The 23,545-nt window shown below is 35.2% G+C and carries 19 protein-coding genes and 1 pseudogene; 3 read left to right on the top strand and 17 right to left on the bottom strand.

Annotated features, from left to right (window positions below; all coding sequences use genetic code 11):
• Positions 1 to 347: 347 nt before the first annotated feature.
• From T529_RS0109255 to T529_RS0109245, 3 genes are read right to left on the bottom strand one after another with little or no spacing between them, the layout of a single operon-like run.
• Complete coding sequence (locus tag T529_RS0109255; RefSeq protein ID WP_033163322.1) at positions 348 to 2,072, bottom strand: sensor histidine kinase; 1,725 nt, start codon at positions 2,070 to 2,072, stop codon at positions 348 to 350.
• Positions 2,072 to 3,592, bottom strand: a complete 1,521-nt coding sequence (locus T529_RS0109250) for a response regulator transcription factor (RefSeq protein ID WP_033163321.1) — start codon at positions 3,590 to 3,592, stop codon at positions 2,072 to 2,074. Before T529_RS0109250 ends, T529_RS0109255 begins: the two co-directional genes overlap by 1 nt.
• Positions 3,593 to 3,604: 12 nt before the next feature.
• Complete coding sequence (locus T529_RS0109245; protein ID WP_033163320.1) at positions 3,605 to 4,099, bottom strand: DUF6106 family protein; 495 nt, start codon at positions 4,097 to 4,099, stop codon at positions 3,605 to 3,607.
• 151 nt (positions 4,100 to 4,250) lie between these two features.
• Between T529_RS0109245 and T529_RS0109240 the strand changes: the two genes are divergently transcribed.
• Complete coding sequence (locus tag T529_RS0109240) at positions 4,251 to 6,167, top strand: amylo-alpha-1,6-glucosidase (protein ID WP_033163319.1); 1,917 nt, start codon at positions 4,251 to 4,253, stop codon at positions 6,165 to 6,167.
• Positions 6,168 to 6,253: 86 nt separating this feature from the next.
• Positions 6,254 to 7,363, top strand: a complete 1,110-nt coding sequence (locus T529_RS0109235) for an ABC transporter ATP-binding protein (protein ID WP_033163318.1) — start codon at positions 6,254 to 6,256, stop codon at positions 7,361 to 7,363.
• 375 nt (positions 7,364 to 7,738) lie between these two features.
• On the opposite strand, the gene malQ is transcribed toward T529_RS0109235, so the two are convergent.
• The 11 genes and pseudogenes from malQ to T529_RS0109185 all read right to left on the bottom strand — a co-directional run bounded on the left by malQ (position 7,739) and on the right by T529_RS0109185 (position 19,958).
• Positions 7,739 to 9,187, bottom strand: a complete 1,449-nt coding sequence (gene malQ, locus T529_RS0109230) for a 4-alpha-glucanotransferase (protein ID WP_051646945.1) — start codon at positions 9,185 to 9,187, stop codon at positions 7,739 to 7,741.
• Positions 9,165 to 11,429 (bottom strand): glycogen/starch/alpha-glucan phosphorylase, encoded by a 2,265-nt coding sequence (locus T529_RS0109225; RefSeq protein ID WP_033163317.1) that lies wholly within the window; start codon positions 11,427 to 11,429, stop codon positions 9,165 to 9,167. The genes malQ and T529_RS0109225 overlap by 23 nt, the downstream gene beginning before the upstream one ends.
• Positions 11,430 to 11,528: 99 nt before the next feature.
• Positions 11,529 to 12,287, bottom strand: coding sequence for a TatD family hydrolase (locus T529_RS0109220; protein WP_033163316.1), 759 nt, complete (start codon positions 12,285 to 12,287; stop codon positions 11,529 to 11,531).
• A gap of 11 nt (positions 12,288 to 12,298) precedes the next feature.
• The gene (locus T529_RS0109215; protein WP_033163315.1) at positions 12,299 to 12,676 is read right to left on the bottom strand and encodes a hypothetical protein; all 378 of its coding nucleotides are present in this window, start codon (positions 12,674 to 12,676) and stop codon (positions 12,299 to 12,301) included.
• A 49-nt stretch (positions 12,677 to 12,725) separates the two neighbouring features.
• Positions 12,726 to 13,682: a ribose-phosphate diphosphokinase gene (locus T529_RS0109210; protein ID WP_033163314.1), complete on the bottom strand. Its 957-nt coding sequence runs from the start codon at positions 13,680 to 13,682 to the stop codon at positions 12,726 to 12,728.
• A gap of 27 nt (positions 13,683 to 13,709) precedes the next feature.
• Positions 13,710 to 14,675 carry a bifunctional UDP-N-acetylglucosamine diphosphorylase/glucosamine-1-phosphate N-acetyltransferase GlmU gene (locus T529_RS0109205; RefSeq protein ID WP_238560803.1) on the bottom strand — a complete coding sequence of 322 codons (966 nt, stop codon included), beginning with the start codon at positions 14,673 to 14,675 and terminating at the stop codon, positions 13,710 to 13,712.
• 243 nt (positions 14,676 to 14,918) lie between these two features.
• Positions 14,919 to 16,379 carry a hypothetical protein gene (locus tag T529_RS0109200; RefSeq protein WP_033163325.1) on the bottom strand — a complete coding sequence of 487 codons (1,461 nt, stop codon included), beginning with the start codon at positions 16,377 to 16,379 and terminating at the stop codon, positions 14,919 to 14,921.
• A gap of 5 nt (positions 16,380 to 16,384) precedes the next feature.
• Positions 16,385 to 16,805, bottom strand: a pseudogene (gene tnpA, locus T529_RS12865) (IS200/IS605 family transposase).
• Between the two features lie 324 nt (positions 16,806 to 17,129).
• Positions 17,130 to 17,984: a 4-(cytidine 5'-diphospho)-2-C-methyl-D-erythritol kinase gene (gene ispE / locus T529_RS0109195; RefSeq protein ID WP_033163313.1), complete on the bottom strand. Its 855-nt coding sequence runs from the start codon at positions 17,982 to 17,984 to the stop codon at positions 17,130 to 17,132.
• Positions 17,981 to 18,865, bottom strand: a complete 885-nt coding sequence (gene rsmA / locus T529_RS0109190; protein WP_274518640.1) for a 16S rRNA (adenine(1518)-N(6)/adenine(1519)-N(6))-dimethyltransferase RsmA — start codon at positions 18,863 to 18,865, stop codon at positions 17,981 to 17,983. Before rsmA ends, ispE begins: the two co-directional genes overlap by 4 nt.
• A complete protein-coding gene (locus tag T529_RS0109185; protein ID WP_033163312.1) occupies positions 18,852 to 19,958 on the bottom strand; it encodes a cation diffusion facilitator family transporter in 1,107 nt (368 codons plus the stop codon). Before T529_RS0109185 ends, rsmA begins: the two co-directional genes overlap by 14 nt.
• A 132-nt stretch (positions 19,959 to 20,090) precedes the next feature.
• Between T529_RS0109185 and T529_RS0109180 the strand changes: the two genes are divergently transcribed.
• Positions 20,091 to 20,588, top strand: coding sequence for a transcription repressor NadR (locus T529_RS0109180; protein ID WP_033163311.1), 498 nt, complete (start codon positions 20,091 to 20,093; stop codon positions 20,586 to 20,588).
• A gap of 52 nt (positions 20,589 to 20,640) precedes the next feature.
• Here T529_RS0109180 and T529_RS0109175 read toward each other — a convergent pair whose 3' ends face one another.
• From T529_RS0109175 to T529_RS0109165, 3 genes are all read right to left on the bottom strand, one after another.
• Positions 20,641 to 21,369 (bottom strand): metallophosphoesterase, encoded by a 729-nt coding sequence (locus T529_RS0109175; protein ID WP_033163310.1) that lies wholly within the window; start codon positions 21,367 to 21,369, stop codon positions 20,641 to 20,643.
• Between the two features lie 4 nt (positions 21,370 to 21,373).
• Positions 21,374 to 22,225 (bottom strand): hypothetical protein, encoded by an 852-nt coding sequence (locus tag T529_RS0109170; protein ID WP_033163309.1) that lies wholly within the window; start codon positions 22,223 to 22,225, stop codon positions 21,374 to 21,376.
• 85 nt (positions 22,226 to 22,310) lie between these two features.
• Complete coding sequence (locus T529_RS0109165) at positions 22,311 to 23,192, bottom strand: DUF6994 family protein (RefSeq protein WP_202962292.1); 882 nt, start codon at positions 23,190 to 23,192, stop codon at positions 22,311 to 22,313.
• Between the last annotated feature and the right edge of the window lie 353 nt (positions 23,193 to 23,545).

Here is a 23,545-nt window from a genome sequence, read left to right as displayed (position 1 = left end):
AATGCCAATGGCTATAGAAACTTTAATAGGGCAAGAAACAAAATCATGTTTTCACAGAATCTGCATAACGAATATGATTCAGGTTTTAGCGACCTGTATATTGTTGACAGGATACTGAACAGCAGAAAACAAAAAGCGAAATAAAGCAATGATCTAAAAATACGGGGACGGACAAAAACTGTGGAATCATATGCATCAGGTGCATACTGACCCCACAGTTTTTTAAAGCGAATTTAAAATTTGTCAGCTAAGACCCCACGATTTCTTAAAGCGAAATTCGTCAAACCCCACGATTATTTAAAGCGCCGATATTTTTGTATGTAAAAACAGAGTCGTGAGACTCTGCTTTATTTCTGATCCGGTCTTTTTTCATATTTATGTTTAGGTAAGCGAATTGTGACAACCGTACCTTGGCCAACAATACTTTCTATATATAAGCCATACTCTTCACCATAGAGTAGTTTAATACGTTGGTTGACATTACGCATACCATAGCCCTTACTGTTTTGTGAAAGCATCGTGTTGATTGTTTCTTGATCCATGCCAACACCATTATCCTCAACCATAATATAGACATTCTCTTCATCAACGGTCGCATAAACCTTTAGCACACCTTTACGATCTTCAAGTAAGTCAATACCATGGCCTATCGCATTTTCAACAATTGGCTGAAGAATAAGATTTGGTGTTTCATAATCCTTAATCGCGTCATCAATTTCGATATCGAGATCGAATTCATAGTCATGCATCATTTGCTGGATATCAAGATAGGCATTCATATTCTTGAGTTCATCAGCTAAGCTTGTTGTATTATGCCCCTTGTTCAAAGCTGTACGATAGAAATCGGAAAGTGCGAGGGTGATTTTCGAGATATCATTCTGGCCACTCTCAATCGCCATGAAGTTAATCATCGAAAGAGTGTTATAGAGGAAGTGGGGGTTGATTTGTTGCTGGAGAGCACGCATTTCATAGTTCTTTTGTGCAAGTTTGCTTTCATAGACTTCTTCAATTAAGAACTTGATACGGTTGATCATATGGCCAAAACCTGTAATCAATTGACCTATTTCATCCTGGTCCTGACTTTGCACCATAACTTCAAGCTTGCCTTTTTCAACAAGTGTTATATTATTACGCAATGCTTCAAGACGGCTGACGATGAACTTACTTGTTGCCCATAAGGCAATTGCTGCCGCCACAATCGTAACGAAGACAACTAGAACTAAGAAATTAGCTGCTTCCGATAATCTAGAATCAGATAAGCTATCACGTGAGTGATAGTAATAAACCTTCCAGTTTGTCTCATGACTTTTTTTATAAATAACATTATCAGCCTTGCGTTTAACCATCCCTTTAACATCTTTAAAGCTTAGAATTTCAGGCACCCTGTCATCATCAAACTTCAGATTCTGATATACTATATGATTATTTCCATCAACAATATAAGTCCCATAATTATTATTACTGAAATTATTGAAACTCTTAAAGAGCTGATCATAATTCATCTTTATATAAAGAATACCAAGAATACCCTTACGTTCAAGTGTAGGCATCTTACGTACATTAATAACTTCCTTCTTATCCTTATTAATAATCCATACCGGTGTATCACTATGACTTGCCTGAGTAAACCAGCTTTCATTCTCAATCTGGGTAATAGGGGCAAGCGTACTGCCATGTCGCACAATATCATCACGGGCATAGATGGTTACTTGTTCAAGATCAGTATGAAAGTTAGCCACTGACAACAACATTGGATCCAATGTCTTATCGAGTTCTTTATAGAAATCAAATTGATTATTAATATCATTACTGACAATATTCGCAACTGTTTCATTATAAGCTAAATAATCTGATAGGTTGTTGTAGATTTTGATATTGCTGTCCAGAGAACTTGTAGCGAGTTCGATAGTATTGGAGGTGCTCGTCTGAACTTGTTGGATAACAGAATGCTTTATTTGGCTAAAAAAGAGTGTACCAATAATAATTAATGGAAAAAGCCCGATCACAAAATAGATCATGATGATCTTGTATCGGACTTTCATATCTCTAAAGAATTGGATTATCTTGCTCATTACGCTTCACCTTGATTTCTATACTTTTGTGGTGAGATGCCATAGTATTCCCTAAAGCTCTGACAAAAGTAAGAGACATTGGAATAACCTACAGCAACAGCAATGGCAACAATACGTTCATGGGTATTTTCCAGCATATCCTTTGCCTTCTCCATTCGTACACGTTTAATGAACTTACCTAAGTTTTCCCCTGTTTCCTTCTTGAAAATATGTGAAAGATAGCTTGGTGCAAGACATACCTGATCAGCTAAATAATCCACACTTAAATCTAAGTTATAATGATTATAAACATATTTCATCACATCTTTAATTTCACCATGACTTAGACTTTCCGATTTCTTAAATTCCTTTTCCAACAAGGCTACAAACTGATCCATCACTTGTTTCATACTCTTAAAATCATTGGCACGATAGAACTTCACAATCATCTGATCCAATTCTTTTTCATCCGTATGTGTTAAGGCTTCATAAATATCCTTAATCATCCCAGAGAATAAGAATTTGATATAGTCATTTGTAAAGTCGTTGGATGCATTATAGAGATCATAGAAACTATTGAAATCTTTACGTAAGCTTTCAATATCTTTGATATGAATATCATGTTTGACAAGATTTGTAAGTTTTTCAATGTCTTCATAAGGTGAGCCATTGACTTCTTCAATCGCATCAAGTTCGCTATAGATATGCTTATCAGGATGGTAGTACATGCCCTCTAGCGTATCTTCAAGCTCTTCGATAACTTTAGACATCGTACCAATATCTTCAATCTTTTCACTAATGGCAATATAGGCATTACGGTGGTATTTCACTTGTACAAAGTTATAGATATCATGAGCTACAGCATTCAATTTTTCAATATTCTCTTCTTCAAAGAAAAGCACTGACTGCGATAAATTTAAATTCAGATATTCATATGTCAGTCTTACATTTTCTTTTAACTTCTCTTCAAACTCTTCAACTTCCCCAAAGAAATTTCCATCAAATTCTAAAAGTAAGACTCTTGTATAAGGGGGAATGAAGTCATTAAAATTATGTCCACTTAATTGTTTACGTATAACTTCTATTGAATTCCCGTTGACAAGATTATAAAGAATATGTTCTTTTAAGAGTTCTTCATGAGCTTCTTCTTGTTTTACTGATTCATGCAGTTTATCGACTTCACCTATAACCTTTTTAATGGTTGTCTTGAATTCTTCAGGATTAACTGGTTTAAGAATATATTCAAGAACACCTAGCGATAAAGCATTCTTGGCATATTCAAAATCACTATAGCCTGAGAATATCGCAATCTTTAAATGAGGCTGTACTTTTAAAGCTTCCTTAATCAGTTCAATACCATCAAGAAAAGGCATCTTGATATCTGTCAATAAGATATCGAGATGATGGTTCTGGATATACTTGAGTGCTTCTTTGCCATTTTTAGCCTCAATAATATCAAGTTCTTCATCCATCTGGTCAAGTAAGAAGTGTACGCCCTTCCTACCTATTTTCTCATCATCCGCAACTAAAATACTATACATAATAAGGGCTCCTTATAAGTGTAAATTATGTGGGTGTCTTGAAGCAATGGCTTGTTTTAAAGCTTCATCAGCCTGAATATAAAGACACTCATAGTTATTACCATTGTTGAAAACTAAAGCATAAATATCATCTTCATTTAAACGAGAAAAGTATTTCTTGCTTTTAACATGCTTATCTTGATAACGTTTATAGAAGTCTTCATTGACACTTGAAAAGTCAATAATTTTACTTAAATCATAACGTCCTGCTTTCTTACGCTTAGCTTTATTAATAATACGATCAATAGCTAAGTCATCATCCAGGAGAATATACTCATATTCACATTTAAGCGAACGTTTATAGAAATAGGTAAGTGCTATCGCTGCAATAAAAACAGGTACTAAAATTGTTACAAATAAACTATAAAATCCTAAAAGTACACATACAGCAACTAAAAACGCAAAGAACACACGGCTTCTAAACGCAACATCCTTCTTAAAACTATACTCTACATAAACACTATTCATAAGTATACTCCTCCATACAAACATATTGTATCAAGTTATAATATTTTTTTAAATATAGTAATTATACGACACATATCAATTTTATTAGATGATATTGTAAATATCTAAAAGACATTTTATATTAACTGTGATTATGAAAGCGAGTGATTTTATGAAAATAATCAACCCGAAAATAAAAGAAGATTGTTTTAATAACGAAGAATGGCTCCTCACCAATGGTATTGGTGGCTATGCCTACTCTCCACTAGCATCACACCACACCAAAGCCTACAATGGCTTACTAATTGCTTCTCTTGCTCCTCCTACAATGCGCTATAACGTACTTAACCAGCTTGATGAAAGAGTTGTTATTGATGGGAAGTCTTATAATTTAGAAAGCTATCAGTATGATGATCATATCGAAGATAATACAGCACTTATCAAGGAAGTGATTGTTGATGACTTTGTCACTTATCGCTATGAAATAGGCAATGTCTATATCGATAAGACGATTACGCTTGTACATGGTGAGAATACGGTTGCCATTAACTATCATGTTGTAAGCAACAATCATCAAGTCAACCTTTTCTTCACACCTTACTTTTCGCTAAGAGATCATGCCGCAAGATGCAATAAGGCGACTATTCCATGTTTTAGTGTTCACGAAAGACATCTTAGTCTCATCCCACTAAATCATAAGGATGTTCTTATTAGAACTTATATGAATACAGGTGTCTTCAATAAAGAAACAAATATCAAGGACAATCTTTATTATGCATTTGATTGTGTCACAGGCTATAAAGAACTAGATGCCTTATATTCACCTGGTTATTACAATGTCATGATGAGCGATCAGGAAACAAAGGATATATCCTTTGTCTGCACACTTGATGACGCCAATAGAACAGCCCGTGAATATCTCTTTGATGAAGTGAAACGTAAAGCTATGTTAGTTAATACAAAGGACCCTATTAAGGTAAGACTAGAAAAGATTGCCGATCAGTTTATTGTAGATAGAAAATCGACAAAGAATAAATCCATTATTGCCGGATATCCATGGTTTTCAGACTGGGGCAGAGACACCTTGATTGCCTTTGAAGGCTTAACTCTTGTCACGAAGAGATTTGATGATGCTAAAAGCATTATTCGTACTTTTGCGAAAACGATTCATCACGGTCTTGTAGTGAATTTGTTTGAAGATGGGACAAATAAGCCACGCTACAACACAGCTGATGCATCATTATGGTTCATTCATGCATGTTATATGTATGAACAATATAGTCATGATACTGACTTCATTACTAAAGAAGTCTATCCTCATCTTAAAGAGATTATCTCAGCTTATATTAGAGGAACTGATCATGCAATCTATATGGATGATGATTTTCTTATTCATGTTGGTGACAATGAGGATCAGATAACCTGGATGGATGTTTATACCCATGGTAAAGCGATTACGCCAAGACATGGAAAGCCTGTTGAACTCAATGCACTTTGGTATAATGCCCTCATGATTATGGCTTACTTCAGTAATAAAACCGATCATGATGAAAGCTATAGTCTTATTGCCAAGCGTACAAAAAAGAGTTTTGCTGACAAATTCTGGTGTGAAGAGACTCAATGTCTCTATGATGTCGTTGAACCCAATGATTCAAGTATTCGTCCTAACCAGCTCTATGCCTTAAGCTTACCTTTCCCAGTTATTTCCTTTGAACTTGGCAAGAAGATGCTGAAGGTTGTTGATGAAAAGCTCTATGCGAAAACAGGCATCCGTTCCCTTGCTTATGATGATCCACGTTATATAGGACATTATGAAGGCAATCTTGACAAGCGCGATCTCGCCTATCATATGGGTACGAGCTGGGCTTATTTAATGGGACCTTATATTCGCGCTCATGTGCTTCTTGATGAAGACAAGAGCCAGGCAAGAGAATTATTACAGCCATTACTAGAAAGTCTTGATCAAAACTGCATTAATGGTATTAATGAGATATTTGATGGCGATGCACCGCATACACCTAGAGGTACAGTTAACCAGGCTTGGAGTGTTGGTGAGCTCTTAGTGGCTTATGAAATGTCAAGAATATGAGTTTTCTTATATTTTTCTAAAATTTGTGATATGTCTTTAAAGCGCTAACATTGGTACAATGTTACCAGCAAAGGAGAATGATAACTATGGCAAATTTATCATTAGAACATATTTATAAAACATATCCTAATGGCTATGAAGCTATTAAGGATTTCAATTTAAAGATTGATGACAAAGAATTTATTATTTTCGTAGGACCTTCTGGTTGTGGTAAATCTACAGTCTTAAGAATGATTGCAGGTCTTGAAGATATTACTGGTGGTTCATTAAAGATCGATGGTGTTGAAATGAACGATGTTGAACCTAAGGATCGTGATATCGCCATGGTCTTCCAGAACTATGCCTTATATCCACATATGACTGTTTATGAAAACATGGCTTTCGCTTTAAAGATTGCTAAGGTTGATCCTAAAGTCATTGATGAAAAAGTTATGCAAGCAGCAAAGATGCTTGATATCGAGAAATATCTTGATCGTAAACCAAAAGCCTTATCAGGTGGCCAGCGTCAGCGTGTTGCGATGGGTCGTGCAATGGTTCGTAATCCTAAGGTCTTCCTTATGGATGAACCTCTTTCTAACTTGGATGCCAAGTTAAGAGTACAGATGCGTTTAGTCATTTCTAAATTACATCAGAAATTAGGTACAACATTCATCTACGTTACACATGACCAGACTGAAGCCATGACATTGGGTACAAGAATCGTTGTCTTAAAAGATGGTATTGTGCAGCAGATTGATACACCTCAGAACCTTTATAATAAACCTGCAAACTTATTCGTAGCTGGTTTCATTGGTTCACCACAGATGAACTTCTTAAATGCCAAGGTTGTCTTAGGCACTAAGGGTGTTGAATTACAGTTAGAAAATGGTGTTCAGTTCAAAGTCGACGAAGCAAGAGAAAAAGCATTAATGAATGGTCAGTATATTGGTAAGACTATTATTCTTGGTATTCGTCCTGAAAATATTTCAGATAAGCCTTCTTTCGTAGAAGCACATCCACAAACTACATTTACTACTCATATTGATGTTTATGAAACATTGGGTGCTGAAGTTTATCTCTACTTCAATATTAAAGATACAAAGATTACAGCGCGTGTAGATCCACACACTACATCAAGACAGGGTGATACAGTTAAGTTTGCCTTAGATCTTTCTAACTATCACCTCTTTGATAAAGATACTGAATTGGCTATCTAGTCAATTGGTATATATAATAAATTTTCCTTCATCTTCCTAACTAAACGAACAGGTTCCTTCGGGAGCCTTTTCGTTTACAATATAACTTATCTATTTTACAGCAAACAAGCTAATAAAGCCGTATTACATTGATTTTATCAACATATTTCACCTTTTCTATGTTATTTTGGTTTCGTACTTTTTAAGTTAATGAGCTGTTAAAATATTTTTCTTGTATAATAATCTGCCTGTTGGGTGGAAGCAGGTCCGATAATCAAGTTCTTCCTTGAGGCATACTTCAATTATGCAGAAGCTTTCCTAAACCTTTCATTGCTGCTTATTGGCTCTTATGAGCAAGAGAAAAGTGAGTTTGCATCTAGCAGACTCACTTTATTATTAAGCACGATGATATGTTTTAAGAAGATGTTTAATATGTTTTATACGACGTTCAAATGGTGCAAGTGTACTCATCTTCCAGCACCAGTTAGGCGCTCCAATGGTACTTGGTGTATTAATTCTACCAACATTACCTAAAGCTAAGAAATCTTCCATCATGATAATGGCAAGAACTGCATCGGAAGAAAGCATCCATTGAATCTGTCGATCAGCCATCGTCTTACCATGTATCTGTAAATGATTCATAACTGCCCTAGCATGCTTCTTTTCACCAACTGATAAGTCGCTATACCAGCCATTGACAGGGGCATTGTCATGTGTTCCTGTATAGGCAATACAGAACTCTGGGAGCTTGTAGTCAACCTTGGCCATATCGTCACCAAACGAGAACTGGGCAATACGCATTCCAAGCATATGATAATGATCTTTAAGTTCTAAGACTTCTGGTCTTAAGTCCCCTAAATCTTCTGCGACAAGATTTAAATCAGGCATCTTGTCATAGACATAATCAAAGAAATCATATGCTGGACCTAAAATCCATTCACCATTTCTTGCTGTTGTTTCCCCTGCTGGTACTTTCCAGTATGTATCGAATGCACGGAAGTGATCAATACGAATGATATCAAATAAATCTTTATTCCATGATAAACGTTTCATCCAGAATGAATAATCATGTTCTTTGAGATAATCCCAATCATATAATGGATTACCCCATAGCTGACCATCTTCAGAGAAGTAATCAGGTGGAACACCTGCTACTGATGTTGGATGACCTGTTTGATCAAGCAAGAAGCATTCTTTGTTGTCATAAACATCAGCTGAATCCAAGCCCACATAGATAGGCATATCACCCATAATGATAATGCCTTTACTATTGGCATATTCTTTTAACTTGAGCCATTGTTTTGCGAAATAATACTGTACGAAGAATTGATATTTGTATTCTTCTTCATCATATTCTAATGTTGTCCATTCAAGCCAGCCTTTATTCTCATTAGCCTTCTTACGGGCAATGAATTTCGCATAGCCCTCTAACCAGAAAGCCTTCTCAACAAAGTCCTGATAATCTTGATCAGGTACAAACTTTGTAAAGGCCTGATGAAGCAATTGACTCTTATAGGAACGAACAGCACTATAGTTAATGAATTCACTGTCTTTTTCAAAGGCAGGTGCTTCTTCAAGCAAGCCTTCTTCGACAAGTAAATCGAGGTTAATATAGACTTCATCACCGGCAAATGATGAAGATGGCTGATAAGGTGATTCCCCATAGCCAGCTGGATTTAAAGGCAAAATCTGCCAGATTTTAAATTTAGCACTTGCGACTAAATCCACAAAGTCATAAGCGCTTTTTCCTAAATCACCAATGCCATGATTGGCAGGAAGCGAGAAAACTGGCATAAGAATGCCAGCTTGTCGCACATTTGCATTAAAGTTTCCAGATGTCTTCATTGTATTGTGCTATTGTACGGTCGCTTGAGAAGAAGCCTGCTTCAGCAATATTGACAAGCATCTTTCTCGCCCATACTTCTCTTTCTTTATAATCTTTGATTGCTTGTTCATTTGTCTTAATATAATCTTTGACATCAAGCAATGTCATAAACCAGTCTTTGGTTGTTAATTCGTGATGTAATCTTTCTAGGCTTGCAGGATCTCCAGCCTTACGCATTTCTTCACCAACTAAGAAATCAACAACTTCCTGTAATTCCTTGTCAGTCGCAAGAAGATCAGCTGGATGATAATCCGCATTTTCATAATGCTTAATAACCGTATCACTATCAGCACCAAAGATATAGATATTGTCATCACCAACTAACTGATGAATTTCAACATTAGCTCCATCATCAGTACCCAATGTCACAGCTCCATTCAACATGAGCTTCATATTACCCGTACCACTTGCTTCCTTAGAGGCTAAGGAAATCTGTTCTGATAAATCAGCTGCTGGAATAAGCTTTTCAGCATATGTAACATTGTAGTTTTCAACCATCACAACCTTTAAGTATGGTGATACTTCAGGGTCATTATTAATAATGTTAGAAAGTGTCAGGATGGCATGAATGATATCCTTGGCAATCACATAGGCAGGTGCTGCCTTGGCGCCAAAGATGCATGTAATAGGATGAGCTGGAAGTTTGCCTGCTTTAATCTGTAAATACTGATAGATGATATAAAGGACATTCATCTGCTGACGCTTATATTCATGTAATCTCTTGATCTGAACATCAAAGATTGCATCCGTATCAAGCTTAACGCCTTCTTTATTATAGACATATTGGGCAAGCTGTTTTTTCTTAAGCTCTTTGATTGCAAGAAGTTTCTTAAGAACATCCTTGTCTTCAGTATATTTTAATAAGCCTTTTAATTCTTCAGCATTAGCCTTATAGCCTTCACCAATTAATGAATCAATGAAGTCTGTTAATTCTTCATTACAATCCATTAACCATCTTCTAAATGTAATACCATTTGTCTTGTTGTTGAACTTAGATGGATAGAGTTCATAGAAATCATGTAATTCTGTTTCTTCAAGAATCTTTGTATGAATAGCGGCAACACCATTAATTGAATAACCAAAGTGAATATCCATATGGGCCATATGGACAAGTTTGTCATTGTCAATAATAGCAACCTTTGGATTATCACTACGGATTGCTGCAACAGCATCCAATGCTTCAATGATTGGAACTAACTGTGGGACAACTTCCTCAAGATAGCTTAATGGCCATTTTTCAAGTGCTTCAGCTAAGATTGTATGGTTTGTATAAGCACATGTAAGCTGTACTGTATGGATGGCTTCTTTCATTGTGAGGCCTTCTTTCATCAGTAAGCGAATCAGTTCAGGAATGACCATTGATGGATGTGTATCATTGATCTGAATAGCAACATACTTATGCATTTCACGTAAGTCTTTATGACGTCTCTTGAGATCTTCAAGAATCATCTGAGCCCCATTGGAAACCATGAAGTACTGCTGATAGATTCTCAGCTTTCTACCCGCATCATCACTATCGTCTGGATATAAGAATAATGTAAGGTTCTTGAGGATATTGTCTTTATCAAACTGAATACCATCATGAACAATACTTTCATCCACACTACCAATATCAAATAAATGAAGTTTGTTTTTCTTACCATGATAACCAATTACATCAATATCATAGAGTGTTGATTTAATCGCAAAATCCTTAAATTCAACTAAATAACTCTTTCTTGTCTTATTTAACCAGCTATGATCATCAATCCAGTAATCAGGTGTTTCAAACTGCTTTTCATTTTCAAATTTCTGTTTAAATAAACCTAAATGATAATTTAAACCAACACCATCACCAGGTAAATTCAATGTCGCAATAGAATCTAAGAAACAAGCAGCCAGTCTTCCTAAACCACCATTACCTAATGAAGGTTCAGCTTCAATTTCTTCAATTTCAGCTAAATCAAAACCATTCTCAGCTAAAATATCTCTGACTTCTTTACGAATACCTAAGTTAATAAGGTTGTTACTCATTAACTTACCAATAAGGAATTCCGCAGAGAAATAATAGAGTTTACGTTCTCCACTAATCTCTTCCTTATCTTCTAACATATCCTTAACAACAGCTAATAAAACAGTATAAACCTGTTCTTTAGTAAGATCCTTTAATGTTTTCTCATAGAGTTTTAATGACGTATCTTGTAGTTGTTTTTCTAATTGCATGACAACTCCTCCTTCTACTCACAATAAACTATAATCAAGCCTACTGTAAAGTGCAAGCCCACCTCAAAAACTTGATATCTTTATTAAAAAAACAATAGATTATAACAGCCTAAATACCTTGTAGGCATTATCTGTTGTTACCTTGGCCACTTCCTCTTCATCAAGACCTTTAAGCTCTGCAATTGTCTTAGCAATATAGATACAGTTAGCCGGTTCGTTCGTTGTGCCACGAAGAGGCACAGGAGCCATATAAGGATCATCTGTTTCAATCAGCAAGCTATCTAATGGAACATTAGTAGCAACACGTTTTGGCATCTTGGCATTCTTGAATGTCACTGGACCAGCAAGAGAAATATAATAACCTAGCTTAATAAAGCGTAAAGCCATTTGATCCGACCCACTATAACAATGCATGATGCCTTTTAGGTTTGCCTTTTCTAAAACATTATAGGTATCTTCATAGGCATCACGACAATGTATCGTGATGGGAAGACTTAAATCCTGGGCAATCTTGATTTGTTTTTTGAAGACATCCATTTGTTTCTCTTTAGGCACATCATCATAATAGTAATCAAGGCCAATTTCTCCTAACGCCACGATCTTGTCATCTTCTGCCATCTTAGCGATTAAGGTAAGATCTTCATCAGTAGTATGCAGGCAATCGTTGGGAGAAATACCCACTGTCGCATAAACAAAGTCATATTCATGGGCAATCTCTAAAGCACGCTGACTGCTTGCGACATCATAGCCAACAACAGTCATATGGTTTACACCCTTTTCTAGGGCATTCTGGATATAGTGATCACGTTGATCAAAAAGCTCTTCGCTATTTAAATGTGTATGTGTATTGAAATACATGTATTTGCCTCCTATCGAAATGATTCTATCATATTCACAATACCAACCCCAGCCACAAGCTCAACAATGACATAGGCATCACCTAAGATACGCATATATTCATTGACATAGGGAATATTGGTTAAATAGGAAGCATACAGGGGAAATAAGCCAATCACAATATGAATAATATTCACACCACGATAGAGTATTCTCTTATGAATAGCCATATTATATGTCAAATAAAGAACAACCCCCATCAACATAAAAATAATAATACGAGCCTGTTCTGAAGTAAGTGGAATATGTGTTGTAATATAAGTTGTTATGGTAGGGATATAACGTGAATAAATCGTATAGATGATTGAGGGAATAAGTACATAGAGTACGCCTCTTAATTTTTCATTCATAGCTGTCCTTTCTGCCCATTAAAAAAAGGCATATATAATGCCTTTTATTTTAATCCATACCATATTGTTTGACAACATCGGATACAGGTAAATCATTTTCAATGTTATCAATTGTATGTGCTAGTAATTCAGCAACAGTTACAATTCTGAACTTATCCATTTGTTTTTCTTCTGGAAGTGGGATTGTATCCGTAATAACAACTTCCTTAGCGTCACAGTCCTTAAGTCTTTCAACTGCAGGTCCTGAAAGTACACCATGTGTACATGCGATATAGACATCCTTAGCACCCTTCTGCTTCAACATATTAACACCAGCAGTGATTGTACCGGCAGTATCAATCATGTCATCAATCAAGATACAGTTACGACCAGCTACATCACCAATGATACCCATCACTTCAGCAACATTTGGTTTAGGTCTACGTTTATCGATAATCGCAATTGGACAATCGAAATATTCTGACATCTGTCTAGCACGTGTAGCTCCACCATGGTCTGGTGAAACAATCGCAATATCCTCAATACCCTTATCTTTGAAATACTTACAAATAAGTGGTAAAGCCTGCATTTCATCAACAGGAATATCAAAGAAGCCCTGAATCTGTTTAGCATGTAAGTCTACAGTGACTACACGATCAACACCAGCTGTTGTCAATAAGTCAGCAACTAACTTAGAAGTAATTGGCTGTCTTGGCTTAGCTTTACGATCCTGTCTTGCATAACCGAAATATGGAATAACTGCTGTAATCGCATGAGCTGATGCACGTTTTAAAGCATCACATAATACTAAGATTTCCATTAAATTCTCAGTAACTGGATTACATGTAGACTGAATAATAAAGACATCTTTACCACGTACTGATTCACCGATTTCTACAAGAATTTCACCATCCGCAAAGTGATGAACTTTTGAAGGTGCTACATCAACACCTAAAATATCAGCAATATCTTTCGCAAGTTTCTGACTTGCACTTAATGAGAATAAAGCAATTTTATCGTTCTTCATTTTATGTCCCCTTAGAATCTTGTTCTATTAAATTGTCTTATCTTTTAAACTTTGAAACTTCACTTCACTATGATCACTGATATGAACATGATCAAGCTCTACAAATGGACCAATATGACAGTTTTCACCAATCACACTCGCACCTTTAATAATAGTTCCCGGTTCAATAACTGTATTTGTACCAATTGTCACATCAGTACCAATATATGTCTGATCAGGATCAATAACCGTTACCCCATTCAATAACCATTCATGGTTAATTCTTCTCGCTAATGTCTTTGTTGCCTCAACAAGAGCGACACGATCATTAATACCACCAACTTCATCAAAATCATCAATCTCATAAGAAGAAATAGGTAAACCTTCCTGATTCATGATTCCAATAACATCTGTTAAATAGTATTCATTTTGGGCATTATTGTTTGTAACCTGACTGAGGGCGTTAAATAAAGCCTGGTTATCAAAACAATATTCACCTGTGTTCATTTCCGTAATGTCTTTTTGATCTTCGGCTAGATCTTTAAATTCTACAATACCCTTAACCTGACCATCCACATTAATAATACGTCCATAAGCAACTGATGTATCACAATGTGATGTCATCACTGTGGCTTTGGAAGCTTTAGCCTTAAATGTATCAATAAGGCCTTTTAAAGTAGACTTCTGTACAAGTGGTGCATCGCCATTTAAGACCAATGTCATTCCTTCTTTGTCACCAAGAACTTCCTTAGCGCAAAGAACAGCATGACCTGTACCGAGCTGCTCACGCTGGTAAACCGTCTTCACGTCTTCAGGCAATAATGCTTTCACCTGTTCTGCTTCATGACCAACTACAACGACAATCTCATCAACACCTAAATCCTTTAAGGCATCAACCACATGATTAATCATTGGTTTATAAAGCACTTCATGAACAACTTTAGGTTTATCAGACTTCATACGAGTACCTTTACCCGCTGCTAATACAACCGCATAGATTTTCATTCCATTCATATCTCCTTACGCGTACATTCTAGCAAAATTCCCATCAAAAAAAAAGCCCGTATTTAACAATGAATTCACTGACACTCCAACGGCTAAAGTACGTTGGGTTCTTATATACATTCACTTCCAGATATACTCGAAAGCATATAAGACTAATGAGTTTCTATAAGACTTTCACTACCAAAGATGCCATTGCATCCATTAGCGATAGCATAAGGCTCGTGTCAAAACCTATTTATATATATTCTCTTTTTAAATTGCGATACTGCTTAGATTATTCTTGCCAGTTAATCTGTCTACTTCCAAATTATGAAGTCTATAGAAGTTTTCAAATCTTCCATTACATTTATCAATATCAAAGCTTTTTAAATCATCACTTATATTCATTATCAGAAAAGCACTGTACATATCTCTTTGTATCTTGATTCCATTAAGATCATTCCATCTCTGTGACAGTGTTTTCTTTGTATATGTTCCATCAAAGTGATTGAACTGGCTTGCCTTTGCTTCAGAAGTGTTTATTTCTGTTAATTTCTCGCCAAAATAATTTAGTTTTCTATCTATTATTGTTAATAACATTGATGGTGCTTTATTTGCCAAAGACTTACCGAAACGTTTCTTTTTCTTGTACTTTCCTTTATCATTCTTTTCAGTATTTTTAGCACGCTTCTGAAGTCCTGCAAAATTCATTTTTTCGACATATACTCTGTTTCCAAGAGATATGATATAGTTTGCCAAGCATTCATGCTGATACTTTCTTATATCTGCTTGCTTTCTATATAGTTCCTTTAATTCGTTTTGATATCTGATATAGTGATTTGATTTGTTCCATCTGACTTTCTTATTGCCTTGTTTCTTGACGGTTCCATCTTCATTATAATTATCTGGATTAGTTGCACGTCTTGACCTGTCCATGCCTCTCAGAATTTTCTGTTTCTGGTTTTCAATGTTCTGGACCCTGTCAGCAAGTTCTAATATTTTTACATCGGACTGGCTTGAAATGGCAATGGTCCTGGTTCCAATATCCAAGCCAACATCACCATTGCCAATGCAATGTTTAATTTCACCAGTTTCAGCATCCACCTTGACAGGTGGATTTCCTTTAAAGACTACCTGAACATAGAATTTATATTTGTTTCTTACATATTTTCTAACAATCCTGTTATAACAGATATCACATTGCATAGCCTGACATTCATAATGATTGTCATAATCAATTAAGACTGGGATTTTTAAGCCATTCCAGACAAGAGTATCATTAATTATTCTGATTCCTGTCTTGTTGGATTTTCCTTCAAGTGAATTTAATTCACCATATTTCTTATAATAAACTTTCCTGCCATTTCCATGGAATAACCTGTCATAGGATTTCCATAATGCAGTTGCAATCTTCTGAGAAGTAAAAGAATCAATATTATCTTTAAAATGTCTTTGCATTTGCTTTACATCTTCGTGAAATGAATATTCTGACATGTTATATTGTTTTCGCATATCGTTTATCTGTTTCCAGATTTCTTTATCTGACTTTTCACTCTCAGACAATGAAGACAGAAGAGTGCGATATCTCTTGGTTTTAATCATTTCCTTATAACGTTTCTGTGTTACATTGACTAAAGAATTATAGATTCTTCTTCCAGTCTCAAAACGCTTATTTAAAATATCTTCTTGATATTTTTCCGTTTTTAATGGAAATTCAACAATAAAGCTTACCATAATATTCACCTCACTTTCTGATATGATATTCTCTTTTTCTGACTTTCTACATACTTTTTTAATTGTTTCGCTGCATACATTGCCTGCCGTAGAAACAAAATAGCTTCTTGTCCATAAACCAGGCATTTTTGATAGTTCCACAAACTCCTCTCTAAGAATTTTGCTTGTATATCCTTTTATTTGCTGCATGATGCCTGAAGGACTTAATGCTGTAGGACAATTCAAGAACATATGAGAGTGGTCCTTATCACATTCGATTGCAATAATTTCAATTTCTAACTCCTTACATTTTATTTTGACCAGTTCCTTAAAACGTTTCTCTACATTTGATATCAGAAAAATTTTACGCCTGTATCTTGGCCAAAAGACAAAATGGTAGTTTATCAAAGATACCGTTGTGTTTGTATGTCTATATTTATTTTCCATACATATACCATATCATGATACATATATGTTTTTAATATCTACATACATTTTTTATTTTATGCTATCCATCCCATACCTAAGGGAGTGGGCTTTTCGCACAGTTTTTTTGTAAAAATTTACGATATCTTTGCAGTATTCATTTTGTAGTCTTAATATACAAAACTCTCTTCTATCATTTGACTACCTTAACCTGCTGTCTAAAGTCAGTGGGATTGCGGTAGCTATATTTCAATTTATTAGTTTTCATAGCTAAGCGAGGCGTTATCAGCGTTATCATTTTCAGAAATAACCGCTGCTTCACTATACTTAGGCATCGTTATGTTTCTAATCTTGATGGCTTAAGAGCTTTGTTGTACGGACAAAATAATAAGATTCTTTAAAGTACTTATAGCCTTTATGGAGTATCTCTTCGTCATTTGTCATTCCAAAAACACAACTACCACTTCCACTCATCAATGCCCCATCAAATCCCAATTCCAACATTTCCTTCTTGATAGTTGCAATTTCAGGGACAAAGTCAATAGAAGGTTCTTCAAGTGTATTGCCTAGTGTATCTACAACACCTTGATAGTCTTCATGAATCAATGCTGCTTTCATCTTATAGATATCTGGATGAAGAGCTGTGGACATATCTAAGGCGTTGAAGGAACGTTTTGTCGATACACCTCGGCTTGGTTTGACAAGCAGGAAATTGGTATTAAAAGAGGAATGTATGAATTCAAACTGTTCTCCTTTTCCACTGACAACAGCTAAACGGTTATAGATACAAAATGGGATATCAGAGCCAATATCCTTTGTCAGTTCAACCATATCTTCATAGCTCATATGTAGCTTAAAGAGACGATTCATGGCCTTAATAACAGCTGCACCATCAGCACTGCCACCTGCTAACCCCGCTTGTGAAGGAATATGTTTCATACAATACATCTTAATGCCCTTTGTGATCTTGTATTTCTCCATAACAGCCTGGGCAACCTTATACATAATATTGCGTTCATCGGTTGGAACACGTGATGAGTTGGTTGTAAGGATGATGCCTGGCTTATCTGTGACTTCAATTGTAATGAGGTCATGCAAGGTAATGGGAGCCATAATCATCTTGAGTTCATGATAGCCATCATCACGTTCACTGACAACATCGAGTGCTAGGTTGATTTTTGCGAATGCCCTTACTTTCATAGTCTCTTCCTTCTTTCTTCTGCAAGCTTCATGAAATCATCAATATTGAGTTCTTGTGCACGTTTTGTTGGGTTGATATTACAAGCTGCTAGGACTTGGGCTGTTTCATTTTGAAAGAGTGCTTTCATATTATTATTCATTGTCTTTCGCTTCTGTTTAAAAGCAGCCTCTAGCACTTCAATAAGCACTGGATCCATATTTCTCTCTTTATAAATACGTATCACGGCACTATCGACATGGGGAGCTGGAATAAAGACAGACTTACCCACCGTCATACAATATTTGATATCACCCACATAATCAATCATATTGGATAATGGACTCTTTTCTTCTCCTGTTAGCTTTAATGCCACTTCTTTTTGAATTAATGCAACCATCCGATTAATTCTTGTTGGTGTTGTGAGAACTTTCTTGATGATATCGGTTGTAATATAATATGGTAAGTTAGTTACAACGCATACATCCTCTTCTTCTATCGTTGAGACAACCTCTTCTAAGTTAACTTTCATAAAATCCTGCAAGATTACTTCGACATTATGACATTCTAATTCATGATCCAAGACATTCTTCATACGTTCATCAATCTCAAAGGCAATCACATGTTTAGCCTGATGGGCAAGTTCTTCCGTTAAAGCACCAATGCCCGGCCCTATTTCAATAACACATGTTTCTTTTGTGATATTGGCTTGTTGGGCTATTTTATGAATGATGTTGGCATCTACAAGAAAGTTCTGCCCATATTTCTTGAGTGCATTGAGGTCATATTGATCCAGGATAGCCTGGGTATTTTTTCTTATCGCTATATTCTTCATGACTCTATTGTACAAGAAAACAACATCAGTGTAAAAGAAAAGACGGAGAACCGTCTTAATCACTGACATCACTATCAAGCTGCATGACTATTGTATAGCCTGGATAAGCTTCTTCGATGTCTTTATAAATATGTTTGTAGAGATGATCTCGGTCTATTGAGAAATCAAAGATGACATCAAGCTGAATGCGTTTTTCTTCCTTGTTCACATAGAAACCATGAACCTGAATAACACCCTCATGTGCCATTACGAGATGTGTGATATCGGTACGCATTTTCGCAACCTCATTATCCTTTGTATTAAAGGCATAAACACCAATACCAGTAAGAATAACACCCGTTTCATCATAGACTTTCTTAGCAATTTTTCTTGATAATTCATCAAGCTCATCCACCTGCATATAATCAGCAACTTCAATATGCACGGAACCAATATAACGATTAGGTCCATAACTATTCAGCACCAAATCATAACTACCATAGATTCCATCAAAGCTATTAATAACCTTCTTGACTTTCTTAGATAATTCACCAGCAACACGTTCACCAAGAATATCACTTAATGAATCACGCAACATCTCAATAGCACTCTTGATAATGATTATTGAGATAACAGCGCCAAGATAAGCTTCTAGGGAGATATGGAAGAGTAAATAAATCACTGCCGCAACAAGTGTTGAAGCAGAAATAATAGAATCCAGTGTTGCATCTTCTCCACTATTAATAAGTGAAGCTGAATTCATTTTTACACCAACACTCTTTACATATCTTCCTAAGATAATCTTTGTCACAACACCAACAATAATAATCACTAATGTCAATGTTGAATAATCTGGTTTAGTTGGTGAGATAATTGTCTTAATCGATTCTCTTAAAGAAGCAATACCCGCATAAAGGACGATGAAGGAAATAAGTGTTGCACTTAAATATTCCACACGTCCATATCCTAATGGATGCTTCTTGTCCGGACTTTTCCCCGCTAACTTCGTTCCAACAATAGTAATGATGGAACTCATAGCATCACTTAAGTTATTGATGGCATCAAGTACAACGGCAATAGAATTCGCCAATAAGCCAACAATAGCCTTAAAGATTGCAAGTAAGACATTTGTAGCAATACCAATGATACTTGTTTTAATAATAACAGCATTTCTATTTTCCATGAAAGAACCTTCTTTCCTTTAGATTGTGCACAACCATTATAAAACAATATCCCTATAAGTCAACATCAAACTGTATGTCAATACAGTTGCATATACAACACTAAACTCCTATAATAATGTCAGGTGATAAACATGGAAAGAAAAGAACAAGTATTAAATGATATATCCGAAGCCACTAAGCCAATCTCTGCAAAATCTTTAGCGACTAAATATGGTGTCAGTAGACAGATTATTGTCGGTGATGTGGCGTTGTTGAGAGCTGCTGGCTACAATATAATGGCAACACCAAGAGGTTATATTTTTGATGATGAAGGTGGTTTACGTAAAAAGATTGCGGTTAAACATGATCGTAATGCGATTGAAGAGGAATTGAATATTATCGTTGATCAGGGTGGTCGGATTGAAGATGTCATTCTGGAACATCCTGTATATGGTGAAATTAAAGGCAATCTTCATATCAGCAGTCGTTATGATGTGAAGAAGTTTATGGAGAAACTGGACAGTTCTCATGCCGCACCACTTTCTGAACTAACTGATGGTATTCATCTTCATACCATTGTCTATGAAGATCAGGATATGATTGAACGTATTGAAAGAGAATTAGAACGGGCTGGTTATTTATATAGTTAGTAAAAAACACCAATTCAAGGCATATGCCAAAAATTGGTGTTTTTCTATGATTTTATGAATTAACATTGTTTGAGAAGGAATAATACTCTCTTCCAGTTTCTAGACAGATTGCTGCAAGACGTCCATCTTTGAGATAAGCACCACAGTCGATAGCAATATGATGATTATGTTTATAGATATAGCCTGGTTTGGGATTCTCTAAGATATATTGTGTTGGGGTATGACCTGTAATGACATACTTATCACGATCATACATAATATTATAGTCCGCTCTATCCCATAGAAGTTCTTTCAACGAATAATCTTCAAGAGACTTTTCTGCATTATATCCGCCTAGTCCAGCGTGAACCAAAATATAATCCTTACCCTCAACACATATCTCTTCATACACATAGAGTTCTTTTAAAAATTCAATAACTTCTCTTTGACCCTCTTTGTTTAAAGTTCTAAATTCATTGATTGTAGTTTGCCCACCATTCACATCTCTCCAAACAAGCAAACCTTCCAGCATATCTTCATTAAGTTTATTAATAGTATCCGAGGTAACTTCTTGCATCAAGAATTCTAAATTCTCCAATGCCATTAATTCATGATTGCCTACTAAACATATCACATTTGGCATTAACATGAGTTTTTGTATGACTTGAATTGGATGTAAGCCTCTATCAACAATATCCCCAAGGACATAGAGTGTATCTGTGTCCTTGAGTTCAATTTTATCCAATAAATCTATGAATTTCTCATATTCACCATGTATATCAGACATCACATATGTAGCCATAGCCCTATTCCTCATCTTCAACTCTATAGGTTGTTAATGTCCAGTAAAAACACAATTCATACCACAATCCATATTTTTCAAAAATAGCATCGAATTGTTGAAGTACATAAGGTGTCATACTTTCTAAATCCCAATCATAATAATCATTAATAACTTCTTTCTTTGCCGTCTCAACCTTCTTTTCCCAGAAAGGTCTAAGCATTTCTTTATCTAAGTGATTAAAACGTTCAGTTACTTCCTCATAAGATGCATATGTATCAAACAACTCACTTATAGGCTGTAACTGTGCTTCATCAGTACCTTCCAATAAAATTGTATCATTCGCTGCTAAATACTCTTCCCAAGTATCATATACAACTGGATCCCAGTCAGAATATATATGTTCATCATTTTCCATATCGAAAAATTCCATTAAACACATATGTTTTACCATTTCATAATATTTCTCAAAGCTTGATACACCATATAACTCATATAGTTCAATAGCTAGAACATCAGTTCTTTGGAAGATTTCATCCCAAGCTTCTAGGCTAATATATTCAGTGTTAGGCTTATATGTACGTTCTCTAGCAAGCAATAAAAGAGGTCCACCATAGATCATATCAAAAATATGCTCAGGGTTTGCATAACTTTCATAAACAATCTTTCCTCCATCTTCGATGGGTGCTTGCATTAATTCTTCAGCATCGACCCCTTCTTCAAATTCTACATAGGGAAGATTGTGATAACACTGATCTTTATCTTCTGAATAAGAATAGCTATTACCATTTGTGAGGATTGATGTGTTATACCATAATCCCCATTTCTGTAAAAAACGTATCATTTCTATTGCCATCTCTGTAAGCTTATTGTCCATAATATGCCCTCCTTTAAATTTTTAAAGAATAGAAAAAAGAATTGCCTTTATGACAATTCTTTTTACTTCCTATATAGTACATTGATTAACGACTTACTTCTTGATTGTGATGTTTTTTCATAAACTGATCAATACATTTTTTGAGATTCTCGTAATATGCATCACTCCATTTCCATCCATAGCTATCTCGATATTTTTCAATAGTATTACCTTCTCCCTTCTCAAGATCATAAACATCATAATCATCATTCACAAAAATTCCCTTAATACCATACCATTCCACTAACTCATTAAATGACTTAAATGAATCTAACCATTTCTTCGTCTCTGGTAATATTTTCAGTTTACTTTCTGTAAGAAGTTTGCAATTTTTTCCAGACTCAAAATACATCTTTATATCATACAATGTATGATCAATCCTATCGCCAAACAAAGATGCTCTACTTGTATTAATACCATTTTTCTCACTTGGGAAAAAGAATATTGGTACTTTACGATAGTGTTCATATTCATCTGCTGTACGATCATCAATACCATATTTTTGATAAATACGGCTAATTGATAAAAGCCCATCTGCACTACATAACACACCTACACTTTCTCGTTCTTTAATTCCTTTCGAATCCGGATCAATATAAGCTTGATGAATCATCATCCCTATTTGTTCTTTATCGTCAATATTATTTTCTTTCGCGTTTGCTATTATCTCTCTTATCAGCTCAGTACTCAGGGCATGGATTTCTTGATATGATTTCTTACCAATTCCATAAACCTTATGAAGAGATACTTCTTGATTAAAAACATTACGTAATATAATATCCGAAAAATATGTATCCTTATGTTTTTCATAAAACTTGCTTGTTTTGAATAGTTCAACAGTGTATTTCATTTTTATTCCTCTTTTCATAAATTTCAAATTAATTAATGTGACTTGTTTCCTACATTGAATACTATCTTTAGTAATCATCAATTTCAACTCTAAACGATGAGATACTAATTTATCGTGATATTTATCATAATAATCATGCTCCTTTCTTAAAAATCCATAAAACGAAGATGGATTAGTCTTTCAAAAATTCTCTTCACTTATAAGATGAGAAATCATATATTCAAAATATTGAAGATACAGAAGAAAAAACAAATTTTTTTCCATTTTTCTTCTAATAGTAAGACTTTGCCTTCAACTTCATCATTTACTCCTTTCTCACGAAATTCCGTCTAACGAAAAAGAATTGCCTTTAGACAATTCCTTTCACTTAATAATATGAGAAATCATATGTTTAAAATATTGAAGATACAGAAGAAAAAACAAATTTTTTT

Source organism: Sharpea azabuensis DSM 18934, assembly GCF_000702165.1.
Classification (GTDB): domain Bacteria; phylum Bacillota_I; class Bacilli_A; order Erysipelotrichales; family Coprobacillaceae; genus Sharpea; species Sharpea azabuensis.
Note: the sequence above shows the minus strand (reverse complement) of the source record. Positions and strands in the feature narration are given on the sequence as shown.